Below are 20660 nucleotides of genomic sequence, written 5' to 3' on the forward strand. Positions count from 1 at the left end.
CAGCCAGCGCTTCCGTGAATGTGGTAAACTCATTAGGCTGACCGAGAAAAAGGGCGGGGGGCGATGAAACAGGTTCTGGCAGCGAGCATGGCGACATTGCTCATGGTCGCGGGCGGCCTGTTCTGGTGGGAGGGGCGGGCCAGCAACGAGGCACTGCCCCAGGCCGCCTATGCGCCATCGCCACCCCCGCCGATCGACGCGCTGCCGCAGGGCGACCCGGATGCCGTCGGCGACGCGCCGCCCATGCCCGGCGAGGCCTCGCCCCAGAACCGCGAGCAAAGGCGCTTTGCCCGCTATGACCGCAATCGTGACGGCACCATCACCCGCGTCGAGATGCTGGGCAGCCGCACCGCCGCCTTCAAGGCGCTGGACAAGGACCGAGACAATCTTTTGTCGTTCGAGGAATGGGCGGTGGCGACATCGGACCGTTTCGGCAAGGCGGACGGCGATGGTGACGGCAAGCTGACCTCCGCCGAATTCGCGACAACGGCGCCAAAGCGGGCGGTCAGGCCGAAATGCCGCTGCTGATCCGCTCCCCGGTCATCCAGTCCGCCAGCGAAGCGCGCGCGCGTGCGGTATAGGCTTCCTTGCGCTGCTTTTTCTTCACATCGTCCAGGGGCGGGAACAGCCCGAAATTGACGTTCATCGGCTGATAGTCGGCGGTTGCGACATTGCCGGTGACATGCCCCAGCAGCGCACCCAGCGCGGTGTCGGCCGGTGGCGGCGCCAGTCTCTCCCCACGCAATTCGGCGAGCGCGAACCGCCCGGCCAGCAGCCCGATCGCGCTGCTTTCGACATAGCCCTCGCACCCGGTCATCTGCCCCGCGAAGCGAATATGCGGCGCGCTCTTCAGGCGCAGCGTACCGTCGAGCAGCTTGGGGCTTTGGATGAAGGTATTGCGGTGCAGACCTCCCAGCCGGGCGAATTCGGCATTTTCCAACCCTGGAATGGTGCGGAACAATTCAACCTGCGCGCCATGTTTGAGCTTGGTCTGAAACCCCACCATGTTCCACAACGTCCCGCTCGCATTGTCCTGCCGCAACTGGACCACGGCATAGGGCCATCGGCCGGTGCGCGGATTGTCCAGACCCATCGGCTTCATCGGCCCATGGCGCAATGTTTCGGGGCCGCGCGCCGCCATGACCTCTATCGGCATGCAGCCTTCGAAATAGGGTGTGTTGGTTTCCCACTCCTTGAATTCGGTTTTCTCGCCGTCGATCAACCCCTGGACAAAGGCTTGATATTGGTCCTTGTCCATCGGGCAGTTGATATAATCCTTGCCCTCGCCGCCGCCGGGGCCGATCTTGTCCCAGCGATTGGCCATCCAGCACTGGTCCATGTCGATGCTGTCGCGATGCACCACCGGCGCGATCGCGTCGAAAAAAGCGAGATGCTCCATTCCCGCAGCCTGGCCGATGCTTGCTGCCAGTGCCGGGGCGGTCAGCGGGCCGGTGGCGACGATCGTCATGCCTTGTGCCGGCAAGGTGTCGATCCGTTCGCGCACGATCTCGACATTGGGATGGTCGTTCAGTGCGCGGGTCACGCCGTGGGAAAACAGGTCCCGGTCAACCGCCAGCGCCGACCCGGCCGGCACCTTGGCGGGTTCAGCCTGGGCCATGATCAGCGAATGGAGGTCGCGCATCTCCTGATGCAGCAGGCCGACGGCGTTTTTTTGCGCGTCGTCCGATCGAAAGCTGTTGGAGCAGACCAGTTCGGCGAGTCCTTCGGTCTGGTGCGCCGGTGTCATGTCGCCACTGCCGCGCATTTCCGACAGCCGTACGCGGACCCCGGCCTGTGCCAGCTGCCATGCCGCCTCCGACCCTGCGAGGCCGCCACCGATGATGTGAACCTGATAATCCGCCAATGCCTGATACATCCCTGCTCGTACCGTGCCGATGCCTAGCGGCTCGCCCTGCGCCAAATTGACGCGCGATGCAACGGCGCGGGCGAGCCGCTAAGCCACGAGCGTCGATTGGCCGCAGCGCATCTGGTGAACGCGCACATCGGCTGTGCCCAGCCTTACGCCCATTACCCCGGTTACGCTGTTGAGCAGTCCGTCGACCAACGGCGCGGTCGTCCCGAGCAAGGCGCCCACGGCCTGCGACAGGGGGCCGGTGGATGTGGTGATGCCCAGCACCGTTACCTGTACCTGCAATCCGCGTGTCAGCGAACCGGCGATACCCTGTACGAGGTCTCCGGTCTGGACGGTCCGCGCGCGTTGGAACTGCACGTCTTCGGGCGTGAAATGCACCGACTGCGGCTGTGTCCCCCCCAGTGCGATCTGGGCATGGCCAGATATGCGCGCGACCAGCGTCTGTCCAAGCTGCGCCGGGCGAGACGTGACCGGTGTCTGGAAACTCGTCATCAGGTTGGTGTCGATGTCGCCCAGCGCGACCGATCCGATCGACGGCGTCACTGCCAGCGTCACGCCGTGGCCGGGGGTGCCGGCGGTGCAATTGATGTCGGAGAGCCGCGCTTCGGCTGCCGCCAGTTCCACGAACAGGGGCAGGCGCACGCTGGCGAGGCCGCCCAATGCGCTGGCGACGGTCGTTTCCAGATAGAGCCTCGTTTGGGCGGTGCGGATCACCACATCATGGTCGGCGGTCACGGTCAGCAGCGGCGAATAGGCGACCCCGCCGCCCGTCGCGAGAATCAATCGACTTCCCGCCAGTCCCGCCACATCGAGGCGAAGGTCGATCGCGCTGGCCTGATCGGGCGGGGGCGAGAGGATCATGCGCAGCAAGGTGAAGGCATCGACGGCCAGGCTTTGGCGATCATCGACAATATCTGTCTGGCCTAGCGGTCCCAGGTCGATGATCTTGTCCAGCCGGATCGACCGGCCCGTCATCCGGTTGCCGATATCGCGCAGCTTGCTCGCGGTCTGGGCATCGGCCACGCTGTCGGCGAGCGCATCCAATATATCCGACGCGGGAATGTCGCTGCCGAAGATTTCGGCATGGCTCTGCCCCTGTCGCGCCAGGCTGATGCGCAGCGCGTCGGCAAAACCCAGCAGATCGACCTGCGCGTTGGCCAGCCCGTGATAGTCCATCACCGTCAGGTTGAGCTCGGTTCCCGCCAGCGCCGACAGCAGGGCATTGGGCACGCCGCCGCTTAGCGATGCGAGTCCCGTGCCGAGCGAAAAGGCCGCCATGTCCGTCCGCGCGGCAGTTGCTGTGGCGCTGATCGCGACGGCGCTTTTGCCCACCAGCAGGCGACCGAAAAACAGGGGCACCTGTTGCTGAACGACTATTCGGGTGGCGCCGCCGCGTGGATCGCCGGGCTGGAAGCGCTGGTCGATCGCGACAGTCTGGTCGCGTGCATAAAAGCCGCTCTCAATCGCCCCGACGGTGACACCGGTCATCGGACTGCGATCTATCAGCGCCTGCGCCGCCGCATTGCCGCCGCCATTGGCGGCGAGCGCGGCGGCGTCGGCCACGCCTTGCAGCGCCCGCTTGGCCAGATAGATCGATCCCAGGTCGACAGCGACGGTGCCGGCGCCGGCGAGAATGAATAGCGAACTGGCCAGCAACACGGTTATGCCCCCGCGCTGGTCGCGCCCCAGGCGTTGGCGTGCGCCGCCCATCGGATCAGACCGCCGTCAGCCGCACCACCGCCTCCCGGCGGATCTGGGCGGCGGGCAGGGGGAAGAGGATGGCGCGGAACAGCGGAACCGTGGTCAGATCATAGTCGAGCGTCACTGTGTAATAGCTTTGGTTGAGGCTGGTCGAGACGGTTACGTTGGCGGCGCGAACGGTCGCCGCGCCGGCCAGGCTGGCTGCCACGCTGGTGTCGACCAGAGTGCGTCGCTCGGCGGCGTCGAGGCCGGCAACGGCGGTTCGCGCGGCGTCGTTCGCGGCTTGCTGGATGCAATGCGCGGCCATGAACCAGCTGCCATAGATCAGCAGTCCGAACAGCAGGCTGACGAGCAGCGGTACGGCAAAGGCCGCCTCAACCAGAAGCGAGCCGCGCTCGTCCTGTCTCAGGGGTGCGCGGCGCGCCGGTATATGGGGAAGGATGGTCATGAGCCGATGTTAGCGCGCCGTTCTCAATCCCCGGTTGGCGGGGGAATATGATCGGATCATGCATTTTACAGTCCGTTTGCGGCCGGGACCGCCGGTCCGCGGGCAGCGGCGCTCATCCGTCGCCAGCCTGCTGCCATTTCATCCGTTATGGACCGGACAGGTCTGCACAAAATGCGAAAGCGGCGCTGGCTCGTCTGCTATCGCCGGGGTTCCGGCCCACAGGTCACGATCATCACCGCGCCCTCGGTGCCATAGGTGCCTTCCAGCCGCACCAGCGCCGCGTCCACGGCTATCGTGGCGCTCCGGTTGGTCAGCAACCGGGTGGCAAGCAGGCAGTCTCCCGCGCCGCTCAACACCTGTTCCAACGCGGTGCGGAAGGGCGGTCGCGCCTGCACGTCGATCAGATCGGCGACGGCCACGTCGCACAGCCGCGCCTCGGGCAGCGCCATCATCGTGCAGAACGCCTCGTCGACGCTTTCGATGAAGCCGCGCGGCGACAAGCGTATGCTGCCGATCCCGTCATGCAGCGCGACCGCCCGCGTCATTGCCGCCTTGGCGTCGGCCAGTCGGTGCTGCTGCATGTCGAGCGTGATGTCGCGAAACAGCAGCGCGACCCCATCGGCAAAGGGATAGCTTTCGAAATGCAGCCAGCTTTCCTTGCGGAAGGGGGAAGGGATGTCAGCCGCGCTGACCTCCCCCGACGCCAGGCTGTGGCGGATATGCGCTTCGGTCAGGGTGCCTGCAAATTCGGGCAGCGCCCGCCATAGCGTCAAACCCTCCAGATGCCGGTCCCATCGTTTGGTGATCGCCAGCGCCGCCGGATTGATCATCAATATGCCCAGGTCCGGTCCGCACAGGATGACGCCCTGGTGCAGCAGCGCGGCCAGTTCGCGCATCCGCGTAGGCGTGTCGGCCTGGGCGGTCAGAGCGGCCTTCGCCAAGGCACGATAGTGATCGACGCTGATGAACATATGGGTGCCGCGGCCATGATGGGTGACGGTGACCGGCTCGCGCTGGCCGACCTCACGCCAATAAGCGAAGTTTCGGACCAGTTCGGCGGCTGCTACCTGTTCGCCATCGGCGATTTTAAGCATATGATTCATCGGCACCTTCCTCGTCGGATCATGACGTCATGGTGCCGCATTGTGCGGATTGGGAAAGCGCCGATCTGTCCGTTATGGAGTCAATGAAAGGCGCGCCGAAGTTCGAGCGCGTCGATGATCATGCCACCGGCCATGAACACCGCGCCGCTACAGGCGAGCGCCAGCAACTGACCGCCCGTGCCGGGATATTGTTCCATATAGGTAACGCCGCGTTCGGCCGCGCCGAGCGCCAGCGCATAGATGACAAGAAACGCCTCGAACTTGGTCTTTATGGTAAACAGGCGCTTGATGCGTGCCATTTCGATCCGGTCCCTGGGCCTGCCCGCCGCTAGGGACCTAAATCGCCCGAAAGACCCAGATGGTCAACAAGCGTTAACCATGATTGTTCGATCCGCGCGATCAATCTTGTGTCATGCAGGTCCACAGGAGCGATTGTTTCGGGCCAATAGTGCGCAACGATGTCGGCAATGCCGTCGAGCTTTGCTTCGTCCACCAGAAATCGCGGATCGACATCGGCCGGATCGGCGACGACGCGCAACCGAAGGCAGGCGGGGCCGCCGCCATTGGCCATCGATTGGCGCACGTCGACCGGCACCAGCCGCCGGATGGGGCCATTGCTCGCCACCATCGCTTCCAACCAACGCCGCACCGGCACTATGTCCTGCGCTTCGCTGGGCAGAACCAGCGCCATATCGCCCTCCGGCAGCGTCACCAACTGGGCATTGAACAGGTAAGACCGGATCGCGTCGGCCAGAGACACCGCACTTGCCGGCACCTCGACGATCTCCACGCACGGCAACAGCGCCCGCAACCGCTCGTAAAAGCCATCCTTGTCCGCAAAAGCCTGCTCATGCGCGAACAGCACCCGCTCGTTCGCGACCGCGACGACGTCATTGTGAAACGCACCCGCCGCGATCGCGGCCTCGCTCTGCCTGACGAACAGCGTGCGCGCGGGATCCAGGCGGTGGATGCGTGCGACCGCCTTGCTCGCTTCGATATGCTGGCGCGCGGGAAACGGCCCGCCCGCTTCGCCATACACGAATATCTCGATACCCGGCGCGCCATGATGGTCGGTCAGCCGCATATGGTTGGCCGCGCCTTCGTCGCCAAAGGGCGGGGGCACCGGGCCGTGCACGGCAAAGGCGCTGCGCGCGGAAAAGGCGAACTGCAACTGCGCCAGCGTCTGCGGCCATTCATGGCTGCGATGCGGCATCGTCACCAGGTTGGCGACCGTCAGATGCGTCAGCCCGTCGGCGGTGTCGACGGCGGGAGATACTGTCGCCGCGTTCGCCGCCCACATGGAGGATGCCGACATCGCCGCCGCGCGGATATGCGGTTCGGCATCCGACACGCTCGTTCCCAGCGATCCCAGCCAGGCCGCATCGGGACGCCACTGCGGCAGGAAAATCCCCTGGACCAGACCAAGCCGGACATTGTTCCGCATCTTTTCCAGCCCTTGCAAGGCTGCCGCGCGCGGATGCGACACCGCGCCCGCATTGCTGGCCGAGGCAAGGTTGCCCAGACTCAGCCCCGCATAATTATGGCTCGGCCCGACGATCCCGTCGAAATTGATTTCGCGTACGCTCATGCCCGGTCCGCCATCGTGATCGTGGCGCCAGGCGCCAGTCCCAGCAGCGCCGCACAGCCCGCATCCAGCGACACCGCGCCGTCCCCATCCTCGCGGACAGAGCCATAGGCACAGCGATAATCTGCCAGCCTGCCCGTCGCCACCAGCATCTTGTCGCCGCCGCCCTCATGCGTTCCGGCCAGCGTCACGTCGCGCGCGCGGGCGATCGTCTTCAGTTCATCGATTTGCCCGACCAGTGTCGGTCCGCCGTCGAAAATATCGACATAGCCCGGATTGGCGAAACCCTCGGTTTCCAGCATCCGCATCGCCGCCCGGCCATTGGGATGAGGCATGCCGATGACGCTGCGCGCATGTTCGGTCAGCATCGCGGTATAGATCGGCGTCTTGGGCATCAGGTCAGCGATGAACTGGTTGCCATTCACGGCATTGAATTCGTCCGCTTCCTGAAAATTCATGCCGAAAAAGCGCCCGGCCAGGCCATCCCAGAAGGGCGATCCCCCGGCTTCGTCGATCACCCCGCGCAGTTCGGCGATAATGCGGTCGCCAAATCGCGCCCGGTGGTTGCGGATATAGAGGTAGCGGCTGCGCGCCAGCAGCAGCCCCAGCCCCTCGGCTCGCTCGCGCGGGTGAAGGAACAGGCCGCCTACTTCGGTCGATCCTTCCAGATCCGTGGTCAGCGACAGCATCTGCGCGCGAAATGTTCGTGCCAGTTCGCGGCTATGTTGGGTCAGCATGCCGAGGCGATAGGAATAAAAGGGGGAACTCTGCCCCACCGTGCTGAATATCTGGCAGGTGCCGCGGACCTGCCCCGTCTGCCTATTCTCCAGCACCATGACTATCAACTCGTCCTCGATGCCCTCTGCCTGCCGCGCCAGCGCCGCGGCGGTCCGTTCCAGCTTGGCGGCGAGCGATGTGCGATCGGGCGGCAGATTGGTAAAACCTCCACCGGTCAGCTTCGCCATTTCATACAGCGTCTGAAGATCGTCGGGCCGCGCCGTGCGCATCAGGAAACTCACGCCGCCTTCTCCCCGTCAAACTGCCCTTGCGCGATCCGCATCAGCGTCAGCGCCGACAACTGCGCCCGCTCGGGCAGGCTGTCGGTCAGCAGAAATTCGCCTGCGCTGTGAATGTCGCCCCCGCGCGCGCCCATGGTATCGACCACCGGGACGCCGCAGGCCGCGATATTGTTGCCATCGCACACTCCGCCGGTATCGCGCCAGGCGATTGGCAACCCAAGGTCCGCGCCGCATCGCTGCACCAGCGCAAAAAGTCGCTGCGCCTTCGCGTCCATGGGCTTGGGCGGCCGTCCGAAGCCACCATGGACATGGATCGCGACGTCGTGATCACGCATGACGCCAACGACGCTGCGATCGATCAACGCCAGCGCGGTGGCTTGGTCCGTCGTCGTGAGCGGACGAAAGTTGACTCGCAGCAGCGCGTGGTCAGGCACGATATTGTTCGGTCCGCCGCCGTCGATCTTGGCCGGATTGCAGCTTAGCCCCGGACGCTCCCCCGCCTTGAGGCGCAGCGCCAGATCGGCGGCGGCGAGTAGCGCGTTGCGACCATCCTGCGGATTGCGCCCCGCATGGGCGCTGCGCCCCGTCACCACCAGCGAGAAATTGCCACTTCCGCCACGCCCGCCCGCCAGCGTGCCGTCGGGCAGCGCGGGCTCATAGGTCAGCGCGGCGATCTTGCCTGCCGATCGTTCGCGCAGCAAGGGCGCCGACGAGGGGCTGCCGATTTCCTCGTCGCTGTTGATGATGACATCATAGCCCAGCGCCGCCGCGCCCGGCCAGGCTTCGAAGGCGGACAGCGCGGCCAGCATCAGCGCAATTCCGCCTTTCATGTCGGCGACGCCGGGGCCGTTGAGCGTACGGTCGTCGATCCGGCGGCAATGCTGAAACGGGTGATCGGCCGCGAATACCGTATCCATATGTCCCGTCAGCAATATCCGCCGCGCCGCCTTGGGGCGCACCGACAGCTGCAAATGACGGCCCAGCACCAGCGGTTCGATCCGCCCGTCCGCGCCAACGACCTCGACCGGCGATGGCTCGACCAGGGCGATATCGCCGGGGAGATTCGAAAAGGCATCGGCTAGATGCGCCGCCATGACGGCAAGGCCGGTCAAATTGCGCGATCCGCTGTTCACCTGTGACCAGGCGAGCACTTGCTCCAGCATCGGCAGAGCCGCTGCCTGTTCCAGTACCGACCGTTCGGCGGACGAAATCGCGTTCATGAGGACGGTCTATCAGAGCTGGGACCGACGCTCCACCCCGCGCCATTCGACAGGTTTCCTCAAAAATCGTAGGTCAGCGTCACCCGGCTAAGCGTATCCAGATCGCGACCCGCCGTCAGCAGCGTTTCGGATTCATATTGCACGTTATAGGACAGGCGCACCGCCCAGCGATTGCTGACCTTGGTTTCGAGCGCCGAAAGCGCGGTCATGCTGTAAACATCGCTTTCGGCATAGCCCGACGCCGTCTGGCGAAAGGTCAGCGTCGGCGATATCCGCCAGGTCAGGTCCATAGAACCGCGCGCACCCAGCTTGGTCTCGCTGACGTCCAGCACATAATCGGCATGGCGCAGCGACGGCCCGATATCGACCTGAAGGTCGACCGGCTTGCTGACGATCAGCTTGTAACCGACGCCCGCCGAGGCGGTATAGCGCGCGTCGTACCCGATCGACCGGTCGCGTTCGAACTGAACGAGGCCATAGGCGAACCCGCGAGGGTCGAACTGGTAGCGCGGCTGGTAGCTCGCCAGATAGCGGTCGCGCGACACAAACCCATTGGCGCGGCGATAATCGGCCACGGCGGACAGTTCATGGCTCCACTGGATGCCGGTACGCTTGATGTTGAGGCTGCCGCTCAGCCCCAGCTCGCTGGTCGATCCGGTCGAACGGAAGCCGCCGGCCTCGATCCGCCCGCGCCACAGGTCGGCAAAGCCAGCTTCGCGGATCACCGCTTCACGGGTCTTGCGCGTTCGGTCCTTCCAGCTTGCGACCATCCGGTTTATCTCGTCGGCCGACCCCGGATTGGTCTGGCGCGCAATCTTGGCGACCGTCGCGATATCGGCTTCGTTGCCGTTGGCGATTGACGCTTCCAGCATTTCCCGCACTGCCGGCGGCAGCAATGGCGGCTCGTTGGCCAGCGCCGGGACGGGCAGCACAAGCGCGAGAAAGGCGAGGGGCGGACATATCGGGCAGCGCATGGCTTTCTCATACCTATGCGTCACATGATTTTAACCCCTAAAGCGTCGGTGCCCCGCCATTGTCGTTGCACCGTTGCGCTTTCGGGGTGGGGCCATCGCGGGCGGTCAGATCAGGTTGCGAAATTCCTGCAAAATGTCGCGATACAGCTTCTTCTTGAACGGCACGATCAGTTCAGGCAGCGTTTCGGGTGCGGTCCATTTCCAGTCGCGAAACTCGGGATGGCGGGTCTTGATGTCGATATTCGTGTCGGCACCGATGAAACGGGCAAGATACCAGGTCTGCCGCTGGCCACGATATTTGCCGCCCCACAATCGCCCGACCAGTTCGTCGGGCAAATCGTAGAAATGCTCGTCTTTGCTCTTGCCGATGATCTCGACATGTTCAGGTGCAATGCCGGTTTCCTCGCCCAGTTCGCGCAGCGCCGCAGTGCGCGGATCCTCGCCTTCGTCGATGCCGCCTTGGGGCATCTGCCAGGCTTCAACCTTGTTATCGATGCGCTGACCGACGAAGATCTTTCCGTCCATGTTCACCAGCATGACGCCGACGCATGGTCGATAGGGCAAATTGCTATTGTCCGGCATGTTCGCCTGTTAAACCTGTAAAACCTGAAGAAACGCTAACGGAACCAGCGCCGCAACGACGGCGCGATGCGACGATAGATGGCGGCATGGCTCGCGTCCACTATCCCGTGTTGGCGACCGTTCTAAAATGACGCTTGGAACGGATGTCGGCTCGGGGCATTGCCTGTGCGATGTCCGCTCCCGTCCTCCTCTGGTTTCGCCAGGATCTGCGCCTGTCCGACCAAGCCGCTCTGGTTGCCGCCGCGGCGCAAGGGGCGGTGATCCCGGCCTATATCCTGGACGATGAAGCGCCGCGCCAGTGGGCGATAGGTGGCGCGTCGCGCTGGTGGCTGCATCACAGCCTCGTCAGCCTGGACGCCAGCCTGCGCGCGAAGGGGTCGCGCCTCATTTTGCGGCGGGGCAAGAGTGCGGATGTGCTCAAGGCGCTGGCGCAGGAGAGCGGCGCGCGGAAGGTTCATGCGCTGCGCCATTATGAGCCATGGTGGCGCAATGTCGAGAAGGCGGTCGGTAAGGTGGTCGACCTTCGTCTTTATGATGGCGCCCTGCTGTTGGATCCGGGGCGGGTCCGCACCGGGGCGGGTGGACTTTACCGCATCTATACGCCCTTCTGGCGCGCGCTGCGCGACCAGATGCCGCCGCCCGCGCCGCTTGCCGAGCCGGGCCGGATCGATGCGCCGGCGCAGTGGCCTGACAGCGACAGGCTGGCGCAATGGAAATTGTTGCCGACCGCGCCCGATTGGGCCGCCAGGTTCGATGAGGACTGGACGCCAGGCGAGGCGGGCGCGCGGGCGCGTGTCGCGGCTTTCCACGACGAGGCGGCGGACTATGACATCGCGCGCAACCTGCCTTCGGTCGAGGGAACGTCGCGCCTGTCGCCGCATCTGCATTTCGGTGAAGTGTCGCCGGCCCATGTCTGGCACCAGATCGCCAACGCCCCCGGCGATGCGACGACTTTCCTCAAGGAACTGGCATGGCGCGATTATGCGCACAACGTCATCGTCCAGTTGCCGGCCTATGGATCGGAGAATGGGCATTTGGCCTTCGATGCCTTGCCCTGGCGCGATCTTCGTTCGGCGCGGCGTGATTTTGCCGCCTGGAAGCGGGGGCGCACGGGCTATCCGATCGTCGATGCCGGGATGCGCCAGCTCTGGGCGACGGGATGGATGCATAACCGGGTCCGCATGATCGCCGCCAGTTTCCTGATCAAGCATCTCCTGATCGATTGGCGGCATGGCGCGCGCTGGTTCTGGGACACGCTGATCGATGCCGACTATGCCAATAACAGCGTCAATTGGCAGTGGGTCGCAGGCAGCGGAATCGACGCCAACCTGTTCACCCGGATCATGGCGCCGCTCACCCAGTCGCCCAAGTTCGACGCCGCCGGCTATATCCGGGCGTGGGTCCCCGAACTCGCGCACCTCGATGATCGCACCATTCACGATCCCGACGACCATGGCGTGCGCCCGGCGGCCTATCCCGCAAAGATCATCGGCCATCGTGAGGCGCGGGCGCGGGCGCTCGCGGCCTATGCGGACATCAAAGGGTGATTGATGCCATCGTCGGCATCGGGCAGTGATGACGTCATGAATGCCGTCGATCCCCGCCATCCGCCGCTCAAGGCGCGCAGACATAGTCGCTCGCGCGCCGCTGGCGTGCTGGCCTCGACGATCGGTCGGCGCTTTCACGCGCTGCTCGACCGGATCGATACGGGGCTGGAATGCGGCACGCTCAACGCCACATTGCCTGACGGCAGCTACCGGATCCTGGGCGGCCGGGCGCCAGGGCCGGTCTGCGACGTGACGCTGCATGGCTGGAACGCGATGCTCAGGCTGGGAACCGGCGGATCGGCGGGCTGGTATCGCGCCTGGGCGGCGGGAGAATGGTCAAGCCCCGATCCTGTCCCGCTGTTTGCCCTGTTCATGGCCAACGCCGCGGCGCTGGGGAATGCTGCCCGCCCATCCGGCCCGATCCGCTGGCTTGGCAGGGCGCTTCACTGGCTGCGCCGGAACAGTCGCACCGGATCACGCCGCAACATCGCCTTCCACTATGATCTTGGCAATGATTTCTATCGCCTGTGGCTGGACGAGAATCTACATTATTCCAGTGCCTTGTTCATTGCTACTGATGAAGCATTGGAAGAAGCGCAGGCGCGCAAGGTCGACGCTGTTCTCGACCGGCTGTGCCTAAAGGACGGCGACAGCTTGCTGGAAATCGGCTGCGGCTGGGGCGGCTTGGCCGAACAGGCGCTTGCCCGACATCAGATCGCCTATGACGCCCTTACCCTTTCGACCGAGCAAGCCCGACTCGCCCAGGCGCGGATCGGTGACCGGGGCCGCATCCTCCTGACCGATTATCGCGACGCCACCGGTCAATATGACGCCATCGCCAGCGTCGAGATGGTAGAGGCGGTCGGACAGCGTTATTGGCCCGATTATCTGGCGGCAATTCATCGGCTGCTGAGGCCCGGCGGCCGCGCCGCGATCCAATATATACTGATCGACGACGCGATCTTTGAATCCTATGCGGCGACGTCGGATTTTATCCAGACCTATATTTTCCCCGGTGGAATGCTGATTTCGGAAAGCCGCTTTCGCGCAATTGCGCAGGCCCAGGGCTTCGAATGGCGCGACGTTCATCGTTTCGGCCTGGATTATGCCGCAACGCTGCGCCGGTGGCGCGAGCGTTTCGACCAGGCGATCGACCGCGGGCTGCTTCCGCCCCAGTTCGACGAACGCTTCGTTCGGCTCTGGCGCTACTATCTGATGTATTGCGAAGGCGGCTTTCGTGGCGGCGGCATCGACGTCGCCCAGGTGACTCTGGTCAAATCCGGCCGAACCGATCGCCGGGCTTAGCCGACCTGCAACCGGTAACCGCTGGGTGTATCGCTCTTGACCAGATCCACGATAGCCTGCGCAACCGTTTCGGGAGTCTTGAGCGTCGCCGGGTCCTCGCCCGGATAGGCGCGCGCGCGCATCGCCGTGCGAGTCGCGCCGGGATCGACGATGTGGGTGCGAATGGCGGAGATCGCCTTCATTTCTTCGCCATAGGCCGCGACCAATATCTCCATCGCCGCCTTGGACGCGCCATAGGCCCCCCAATAGGCGCGCGGCGTGGCGCCTACGGATGATGTCATGGCAATGACCCGCGCGTCGCGGCTGGCGCGCAGCATCGGATCGAACGCGGCGATCAAAGCCTGTTGCGCGCCGACGTTGAGCATCAACATGCGCGCAAATTCCTTCGCGTCGATCGCCGGCACCGATGCCAGCGTACCCAGCGTCGCGGCATTCAGCACGAGATAGTCGAGCGCCGACCAGCGCCCCGATACCGCCGCCGCCAGACGGCCGATACTTTCGCCGTCGATCAGGTCGAGCGGCGCGATCGTCGCGCTGCCGCCCGCCGCGTGAATATGTTCTTCCACCGCTTCAAGGCCGCCGGTGGTGCGTGCGGTCAGGATGACATGCGCGCCCGCCGCGCCCAATGCCCGCGCCGTGGCGGCGCCGATGCCCCGACTGGCGCCAGTGACAAGGGCGACTTTGCCGCTGAGGGGGAGGTCAGACATTTTTCACCCATTCGTCCCCATCCATGACGAGGACCCAGATTTTCAAGAAGGAGAAAGGCTCGGCTTGCCAGGCGGTCGACCGGCAGGCGTTCAGACGACTCGCTCCGCCAGAAGCTCGAACTGGTTCTGCACCACGGCCTCGTCCTGGTCGGTCAGGGTCGTGGGATAGTCGCCGGTAAAGCAGGCGTCGCAATATTGCGGCCGGATATCCGCGCGTTTCGCTTCGCCCAGCGCCTTGTACAGGCCGTCGATCGAGATGAAGGACAGGCTGTCGGCGTGAATGAAATCCTGCATTCCGCCGATGTCGAGACGGTGCGCCAGCAGCTTTGTCCGCTCCGGCGTATCGACGCCATAGAAGCAGCTGTGCCTGGTCGGCGGGCTGGCGATCCGCATATGCACCTCCGCCGCGCCCGCCTCGCGCATCATTTGCACGATCTTGAGCGAGGTGGTGCCGCGCACGATCGAATCGTCGATTAGCACGATCTTCTTGCCTTCGATCAGCGCGCGGTTGGCGTTGTGCTTGAGCTTGACGCCCAGGTGGCGAACCTTGTCGCCCGGCTGGATGAAGGTTCGGCCGATATAGTGGGAGCGGATGATGCCCAGTTCGAACGGGATTCCCGATTCCTGCGCATAGCCGATCGCCGCCGGTACGCCGCTGTCGGGGACGGGAATGACATAGTCGGCCTCGACCGGGTTTTCGACCGCGAGCTGCGCGCCGATAGCCTTGCGCACCGAATAGACGCTGGAACCGTCGACGATCGAATCGGGCCGGCTGAAATAGACATGCTCGAAAATGCAGGGGCGGGGCGACACGTCGCCGAACGGGCGATGGGAGCGGATTTCGCCGCTGTTGGTTACGATCACGAGTTCGCCCGGATCGATCGACCGGACATAGTCCGCGCCGACAACGTCGAACGCCACGGTTTCCGACGCGAAAATCGTCGCATCGCCCAGCTTGCCCATGACCAGCGGGCGGATGCCGAGCGGATCGCGGCAGGCGATCATCCCTTCGGGCGTCATCACGATCAGCGAATAGGCGCCCTCGACCCGCTTGAGCGCGTCGATGAACTTGTCGAGCAATGTGCGGTAGCTGGACGTCGCGACCAGATGGATGATGACTTCGGTGTCGGACGTCGACTGGAAGATCGATCCGCGCCGGATCAGCTCGCGGCGCAATTTCATCGCGTTGGAGATATTGCCGTTGTGCGCGACGGCAAAGCCGCCCGAATTCAGTTCGGCATAGAGAGGCTGGACGTTGCGCAACGATGTTTCGCCGGTGGTCGAATAGCGAACATGGCCGCAGGCCGCTTCGCCCGGCAGGCCGCGAATCACATCGTCGCGGTCGAAATTGCCCGCAACATGACCCATCGCCCGGTGGGTATGGAAATCATGCCCGTCCCAACTGGTGATTCCCGCCGCCTCCTGGCCGCGGTGCTGCAAGGCGTGCAGCCCCAGCGCCACGACGGCGGAGGCCGTTTCATAGCCTGAGATACCAAAAACGCCGCATTCCTCACGCAGCTTGTCATCATCAAAAGGGTTCGTGCTGAGCATGAGCTTGAACGGGTCCACTGCCGATCTGTGCGCCGATCCCGGCGCGTGCTGCGGCGCATATAGGGACTTCGTTACGCTTTGTCGCCCTCCTGTAACAAAAAAGCGCTTACTGCCCCGTTTTGAGGCGGGAAGTCGCGACAATGCATCCCCCCAAAAGCGCCGCTGGCCTTGCACGCGGCGCTTGGCTAAAGAGCCAACGCCATGCATCGTTTCGCCAATCCCGCCCGCTTCCTAAAGCTTGCCAGGCCGCTGACGGGCTGGCTGTTCTGGCCGGGGCTGGCGCTGCTGCTCGCGGGATGCGCTTGCGGCCTGTTTCTCACGCCCGCCGACTATCTTCAGGGCCAGACGGTCAGGATACTCTATATTCACGTTCCCGCTGCATGGCTGGGGATGGGCGGGTGGACCGGCATTGCCATCGCCGCGCTGATGCAACTGGTCTGGCGTCATCCGCTCGCGGCTGTCGCGGGCCGCGCGATCGCGGCGCCCGGCGCGATGTTCACGGCGATATGCCTGGCCACCGGATCGATCTGGGGACGCCCGACCTGGGGAACATGGTGGGAATGGGATGGCCGCATGACGTCGATGCTCGTCCTGTTCTTCCTTTACTTCGGCTATATGGCGCTCGGCCATGCCAGCGCGCGCGACGGCCAGGCCGGGATCAGTCCGGCGACGGCGATCTTTGGCCTGGTGGGGGCGGTCAACATCCCCATCATCAACCGTTCGGTGATATGGTGGAACAGCCTGCATCAGGGGCCAAGCATCACATTGCGCGGTTCCAGCATCGACATGGCGCTGTTGTGGCCGCTTGGGCTGACGCTGCTGGGCTTTTCCCTGCTGTTCGGCGCGATCGTGCTGATGCGGATGCGGACAATATTGGCGCGGACCAAGGTCGAGGCGCGATTGCAGCGGCTGGCGCGGGGATAGGGCGATGAATCAGTGGTCCTTCGTCATCGTCGCCTATGCGATCGCATTGTCCGGCACCGCGATCGTCAGCATCGCCAGCTATCGGGCGATGCGCGCCGCAGAGCGCCGTGCGGGTGAACTGGGCGGTGGTCGGGCATGAAGGCCAAGCATCAACGGCTGGCGCTGGTGCTGGCGGCGCTCGTGGCGCTGATCGGCGCGGGCCTGCTGGCGGCGTCCGCCTTGCGTGACGAGGCCGCCTATTTCTACGCGCCCGGTGACGTCAAGGCCAAGGGGGTCGAGGCGGGCAGGGCGATCCGGCTGGGCGGCATGGTCGTCAAAGGCAGCATCCGCCGCGCGGCCGACGGCGTGACCATCGGCTTCGACGTCACCGACGGCAAGGCGGCCGTGCCCGCGAGATTCAGCGGCATCGCGCCCGACCTGTTCAAGGAAGGGTCGGGTGTCGTGGCCGAAGGCGCGTTCGACCGCACCGGCACATTCGTCGCGACCAACCTCCTCGCCAAGCATGACGAACGCTACATGCCGCGCGAGCTGGAGGGGCTGGATTATGACGCCGCGACACACGAAATGAAGGTGAAGCGATGATCGCCGAGGCAGGTCTGGCCGCGCTCTGGCTCGCGGCCGCGCTCGCCCTGTTGCAACTGGCGCTGACCGGTCTTGGCCTTGCGGGGGGCAAAAGCGACCTGCTCGACGCGGTTCGCCCGGTCGCGGTCGGACAGGGTGTCCTGACGGCCATCGCCTTCATCGCGCTCGTCGCCTTGTTCCTGCGATCGGACATGTCGGTATTGCTGGTCACCAGCAGCAGTCATTCGGCCAAGCCCTGGCTCTACAAATTCGCCGGGACCTGGGGCAATCATGAAGGGTCGATGCTGCTGTGGGTGACGGTGATGGGCGTTGCCGGCGCGGCCGTGGCCTTGTTCGAGCGCCATTTGCGCCGCGACACGCATATGGCGACGCTCGGCGGGCAGGCGGCGATAAGCCTGGGCTTCTATGCCTTCCTGCTGTTCGCTTCCAATCCGTTCGCGCGCGTGACGCCAGCGCCGCCGGACGGGCAGGGGCTCAACCCGCTGTTGCAGGATCCGGGACTCGCCTTCCATCCGCCCACATTATATCTGGGCTATGTCGGCCTGTCGGTCGCCTTTTCCTTTGCGATCGGCGCGCTGCTCACCCGCAATGTCGATGCCGCCTTCGCGCGGGCGATGCGGCCCTGGGTGCTGGCCGCCTGGGTGCTGCTGACCCTTGGCATCACCGCCGGCAGCTACTGGGCCTATTATGAGCTTGGCTGGGGCGGGTGGTGGTTCTGGGACCCGGTGGAAAACGCCTCGCTGATGCCGTGGCTGGCGGCGACCGCGTTGCTGCACAGCGTAACGGTGCTGGCGACCCGCGATTCGCTGCGCGCCTGGACGGTGATGCTGGCGGTGGTCGCCTTTTCCATGTCGATGGTCGGCACCTTCCTGGTGCGGTCCGGCATCCTTACCAGCGTCCACGCATTCGCCGTCGATCCCGAGCGCGGGACGTTCATCCTCGGCCTGCTCGCGCTCTATATCGGCGGCGCGCTGGCGCTGTTCGGATGGCGCGTCGGCAGCGTCCGCGAAGGCGCGCAGTTCGAACTGATCAGCCGCGAAACCATGCTGGTGGTCAACAATCTGCTGCTTTCGGTCATTCTGGGCCTGGTGCTGATCGGCACGCTCTACCCGCTGATGACCGAAGCCTTTGGCCACAAGGTGTCGGTCGGCCCCCCCTATTTCGACCGGATCGCCGGCCCGATCGCGCTGGCGCTGATGGTGGCGATGGCGGTGGGTCCGCTGGTCCGCTGGCGACGGGACAAGGCCAGGCTGGTCGCCGGGCGGCTGATCGTACCGGCGCTGATGGCGCTTGCCGTGACGTCCGCGCTGGCGGTGTTCGCCTGGGAACGGATCGGCATCCTGCCGTTTCTTGGCCTGGTCGTGGCCCTTGCGGTCGGCGTCGGCAGCCTCGCGCCGCTGTGGAAGCGCAACCTGCTTCGCACCCCGTTATTCACCTATGGCATGGTCATCGCGCATCTGGGTTGCGCCGTGTCGTTGGGCGGGATGGCCGCCGATTCGGCCTTCACCGTGGAAAAGCTGGTGGCCGCGCGCCCCGGCGACGTCATTCAGACGGCGCGCTGGCGGCTGGCCTTCGACAAGATCATGCCGGTGGCCGGCGACAACTGGACCGCGTTGCAGGCCGACATGACCGTCAGCCGCGACGATGGCGCGCCCATTCGCATTCATCCGCAATCGCGATTCTTTTCCTCCCCTCCGACCACGACGACCGAAGCCGCGCTGCTAACCCGCTGGAACGGACAGCTTTATGTCGTGCTGGGGCAGGAAGCCGATGCCGGGCGCTGGCAGGTCCGCATCTGGTGGAAGCCCTTCGTCACGTTCATCTGGCTTGGCGGCGTCCTGATCGCGCTTGGCGGCCTGTTGGCGCTGATCGGTCGCGAGCGGCGCGGCTGGCTGCTCAAATGGCGCGCGGCGAGGGCGCACGCATGAAGCGCCTGCTGATCTGGCTGCCGCTCGCGCTGTTCCTGGGCTTTTTCGCGCTGTTCGCCAGCGGCCTGCTACAGCCCGATGATCGCATCATCACGTCGAAGTTGGTGGGCAAGCCGCTTCCGGCGTTCGACCTGCCCGCCGCCGCATCAGACCGGCCCGCGCTGGCCAGTGCGATGTTCGCCACCGGCCAGCCGCGGCTGCTCAACATCTTCGCCAGCTGGTGCGTGCCGTGCGCCGCCGAAGCGCCGCAGTTGATGGCGCTCAGCCGGGCCGGGGCGCGGATCGATGCAATCGCCATCCGCGATGCCCGGCCCGACGTCGACGCATTCCTCAAGCGCTGGGGCAATCCCTACGCGCGCATCGGCCTGGACGCGCGCAGCAGCGTCCAGATCGCGCTTGGCTCCTCGGGTGTCCCCGAAACCTTCGTGATCGACGGCCAGGGCCGCATCACCCACCAGCATATCGGCGACATCCGCGCCGACGACGTGCCCCTTATCCTGCAAAAGCTGGAGGAAGCGCGATGACGAAGCTGCTTTCGCTGATCCTGCTGTTCGTCGCGGCTCCGCTCGCGGCGCAGACGGCGTTGCCGCCCGCGCCCTATGCCGACCGCCAGATCGCCGACCCGGCGCTGGAACGGCAGGCGCGCGACCTGATGCTGACCATCCGCTGCCTGACCTGCCAGAGCCAGTCCATCGCCGACAGCAATGCCAGCATGGCCGGCGACATGCGTTCACAGATTCGCGAGCGGATCATGGCGGGCGAACGGCCCGAAGCCATCCGCGCCTGGTTGATCGAACGCTATGGCGACTGGGTCAGCTATGAACCCACCGCTGCGCCGATCCTGTGGCCGCTGTGGGCGGCGCCCGTGCTGCTGCTGCTGCTTGGCGGGCTGTTGGTGCGCGGGCGATTGAAGCGGAAGGAGCGCTGATGGGCTGGATCATTGCGCTGGGCCTTTGCGTCACCATCCTGGCCGCATTGGCGTTTGTTGGCCGGATACCGCGCGCGACGTGGGAGATGACCGCCGCCGCCCTGCTGCTTGGCCTGGCTGGCTATGCCTGGCAGGGCCAGCCCTCGCTGGCGGGAGAACCCCGCCGGACAGCGAAGGAAGACCAGCCGTTCGACGAGGGGATGGCCGAGCGTCGTCGCGCCATCGCAGAGCGTTTCGGCCCGGCCGGCCAATGGTTGATGATGTCCGACGCGCTCGGTCGGCAGGGCAAGACCAGGGAAGCGGCCAACATCCTGCAATCGGGCCTGCGGCAGACGCCCAACGATCCCAATCTCTGGCTAGGCCTTGGCAATGCGCTGGTCGCGCATGGCGGCGGCATCGTTTCGCCGGGGGCCGACTATGCCTATCGCCGCGCGATCCAGCTCGATCCCACGGCGCCTGCCGCCCCCTATTTCTACGGTCTGGCGCTGGCCCGATCGGGCGAGGTCGCTCGCGCCCGCGCACTATGGGCGCCACTCGCGGCCCGTGCGCCCAGGGACAGCGAAATTCGCGCCGAACTGGAACAGAATATCCGGCGGATCGATGCGATGCTGGCAGGAAATGATCCCGTTGTTCCCTGACCGGCCCGCCGCTTACCGCGATTGCGAAGCGTCCGTCACCATGAT

At 65.1% G+C, this 20660-nt stretch carries 22 protein-coding genes; 10 read left to right on the forward strand and 12 right to left on the reverse strand.

Going from position 1 to position 20660, the window contains the following annotated elements; all coding sequences use genetic code 11:
• The first annotated feature begins 63 nt into the window (after positions 1–63).
• Entirely contained in the window at positions 64–528 is a 465-nt protein-coding gene (locus WG908_RS06920; protein ID WP_340185841.1) for an EF-hand domain-containing protein, read from the forward strand.
• On the opposite strand, the gene trmFO is transcribed toward WG908_RS06920, so the two are convergent.
• From trmFO to WG908_RS06970, 10 genes are all read right to left on the reverse strand, one after another.
• A complete protein-coding gene (gene trmFO, locus WG908_RS06925; protein ID WP_340186059.1) occupies positions 506–1876 on the reverse strand; it encodes a methylenetetrahydrofolate--tRNA-(uracil(54)-C(5))-methyltransferase (FADH(2)-oxidizing) TrmFO in 1371 nt (456 codons plus the stop codon). The two genes, WG908_RS06920 and trmFO, sit on opposite strands and share 23 nt — an antisense overlap.
• Before the next feature lie 78 nt (positions 1877–1954).
• Positions 1955–3583, reverse strand: coding sequence for a pilus assembly protein TadG-related protein (locus tag WG908_RS06930; protein ID WP_340185842.1), 1629 nt, complete (start codon positions 3581–3583; stop codon positions 1955–1957).
• 4 nt (positions 3584–3587) lie between these two features.
• Positions 3588–4022 (reverse strand): TadE/TadG family type IV pilus assembly protein, encoded by a 435-nt coding sequence (locus WG908_RS06935; RefSeq protein WP_340185843.1) that lies wholly within the window; start codon positions 4020–4022, stop codon positions 3588–3590.
• Positions 4023–4219: 197 nt separating this feature from the next.
• A complete protein-coding gene (locus tag WG908_RS06940; RefSeq protein WP_340185844.1) occupies positions 4220–5125 on the reverse strand; it encodes a PAS domain-containing protein in 906 nt (301 codons plus the stop codon).
• Between the two features lie 80 nt (positions 5126–5205).
• Positions 5206–5424, reverse strand: coding sequence for a hypothetical protein (locus WG908_RS06945; RefSeq protein ID WP_340185845.1), 219 nt, complete (start codon positions 5422–5424; stop codon positions 5206–5208).
• A gap of 29 nt (positions 5425–5453) precedes the next feature.
• The gene (locus WG908_RS06950) at positions 5454–6713 is read right to left on the reverse strand and encodes an N-succinylarginine dihydrolase (RefSeq protein ID WP_340185846.1); all 1260 of its coding nucleotides are present in this window, start codon (positions 6711–6713) and stop codon (positions 5454–5456) included.
• The gene (gene astA / locus WG908_RS06955; protein WP_340185847.1) at positions 6710–7729 is read right to left on the reverse strand and encodes an arginine N-succinyltransferase; all 1020 of its coding nucleotides are present in this window, start codon (positions 7727–7729) and stop codon (positions 6710–6712) included. The genes WG908_RS06950 and astA overlap by 4 nt, the downstream gene beginning before the upstream one ends.
• Positions 7726–8949 (reverse strand): hydrolase, encoded by a 1224-nt coding sequence (locus WG908_RS06960; protein WP_340185848.1) that lies wholly within the window; start codon positions 8947–8949, stop codon positions 7726–7728. Before WG908_RS06960 ends, astA begins: the two co-directional genes overlap by 4 nt.
• 59 nt (positions 8950–9008) lie before the next feature.
• The gene (locus WG908_RS06965; protein WP_340185849.1) at positions 9009–9923 is read right to left on the reverse strand and encodes a DUF481 domain-containing protein; all 915 of its coding nucleotides are present in this window, start codon (positions 9921–9923) and stop codon (positions 9009–9011) included.
• Positions 9924–10028: 105 nt separating this feature from the next.
• On the reverse strand, positions 10029–10505 hold the full coding sequence (locus tag WG908_RS06970; protein ID WP_340185850.1) for an RNA pyrophosphohydrolase: 477 nt from the start codon (positions 10503–10505) through the stop codon (positions 10029–10031).
• Positions 10506–10675: 170 nt separating this feature from the next.
• Here WG908_RS06970 and WG908_RS06975 point away from each other — a divergent pair, with 170 nt between their 5' ends.
• Positions 10676–12052: a cryptochrome/photolyase family protein gene (locus tag WG908_RS06975; RefSeq protein ID WP_340185851.1), complete on the forward strand. Its 1377-nt coding sequence runs from the start codon at positions 10676–10678 to the stop codon at positions 12050–12052.
• A 36-nt stretch (positions 12053–12088) separates the two neighbouring features.
• The gene (locus WG908_RS06980; protein WP_340186060.1) at positions 12089–13357 is read left to right on the forward strand and encodes a class I SAM-dependent methyltransferase; all 1269 of its coding nucleotides are present in this window, start codon (positions 12089–12091) and stop codon (positions 13355–13357) included.
• Here the strand turns inward: WG908_RS06980 and WG908_RS06985 are convergent.
• Together WG908_RS06985 and purF are read right to left on the reverse strand one after the other, a co-directional pair.
• The gene (locus tag WG908_RS06985; RefSeq protein ID WP_340185852.1) at positions 13354–14064 is read right to left on the reverse strand and encodes an SDR family NAD(P)-dependent oxidoreductase; all 711 of its coding nucleotides are present in this window, start codon (positions 14062–14064) and stop codon (positions 13354–13356) included. The genes WG908_RS06980 and WG908_RS06985 overlap by 4 nt on opposite strands.
• 90 nt (positions 14065–14154) lie before the next feature.
• On the reverse strand, positions 14155–15615 hold the full coding sequence (gene purF, locus WG908_RS06990; protein WP_340186061.1) for an amidophosphoribosyltransferase: 1461 nt from the start codon (positions 15613–15615) through the stop codon (positions 14155–14157).
• 201 nt (positions 15616–15816) lie between these two features.
• On the opposite strand from purF, the gene ccmC reads away from it, so the two are divergent.
• Genes ccmC through WG908_RS07025 form a run of 7 tightly spaced genes read left to right on the forward strand, consistent with a single transcriptional unit; the run spans position 15817 to position 20615 of the window.
• Positions 15817–16539 carry a heme ABC transporter permease CcmC gene (ccmC, locus tag WG908_RS06995; protein WP_340185853.1) on the forward strand — a complete coding sequence of 241 codons (723 nt, stop codon included), beginning with the start codon at positions 15817–15819 and terminating at the stop codon, positions 16537–16539.
• Between the two features lie 4 nt (positions 16540–16543).
• Positions 16544–16678 carry a hypothetical protein gene (locus WG908_RS07000; protein WP_340185854.1) on the forward strand — a complete coding sequence of 45 codons (135 nt, stop codon included), beginning with the start codon at positions 16544–16546 and terminating at the stop codon, positions 16676–16678.
• Positions 16675–17121: a cytochrome c maturation protein CcmE gene (gene ccmE / locus WG908_RS07005; RefSeq protein ID WP_340185855.1), complete on the forward strand. Its 447-nt coding sequence runs from the start codon at positions 16675–16677 to the stop codon at positions 17119–17121. Before WG908_RS07000 ends, ccmE begins: the two co-directional genes overlap by 4 nt.
• Positions 17118–19049, forward strand: coding sequence for a heme lyase CcmF/NrfE family subunit (locus tag WG908_RS07010; protein ID WP_340185856.1), 1932 nt, complete (start codon positions 17118–17120; stop codon positions 19047–19049). Before ccmE ends, WG908_RS07010 begins: the two co-directional genes overlap by 4 nt.
• On the forward strand, positions 19046–19573 hold the full coding sequence (locus WG908_RS07015) for a redoxin family protein (RefSeq protein ID WP_340185857.1): 528 nt from the start codon (positions 19046–19048) through the stop codon (positions 19571–19573). Before WG908_RS07010 ends, WG908_RS07015 begins: the two co-directional genes overlap by 4 nt.
• Positions 19570–19977, forward strand: a complete 408-nt coding sequence (locus WG908_RS07020; RefSeq protein WP_340185858.1) for a cytochrome c-type biogenesis protein — start codon at positions 19570–19572, stop codon at positions 19975–19977. Before WG908_RS07015 ends, WG908_RS07020 begins: the two co-directional genes overlap by 4 nt.
• Positions 19974–20615 (forward strand): tetratricopeptide repeat protein, encoded by a 642-nt coding sequence (locus WG908_RS07025; RefSeq protein WP_340186062.1) that lies wholly within the window; start codon positions 19974–19976, stop codon positions 20613–20615. The genes WG908_RS07020 and WG908_RS07025 overlap by 4 nt, the downstream gene beginning before the upstream one ends.
• Positions 20616–20660 lie beyond the last annotated feature (45 nt).

Source organism: Sphingobium anseongense (assembly GCF_037725245.1).
In the GTDB taxonomy this organism is placed as follows: Bacteria; Pseudomonadota; Alphaproteobacteria; order Sphingomonadales; family Sphingomonadaceae; genus Sphingobium.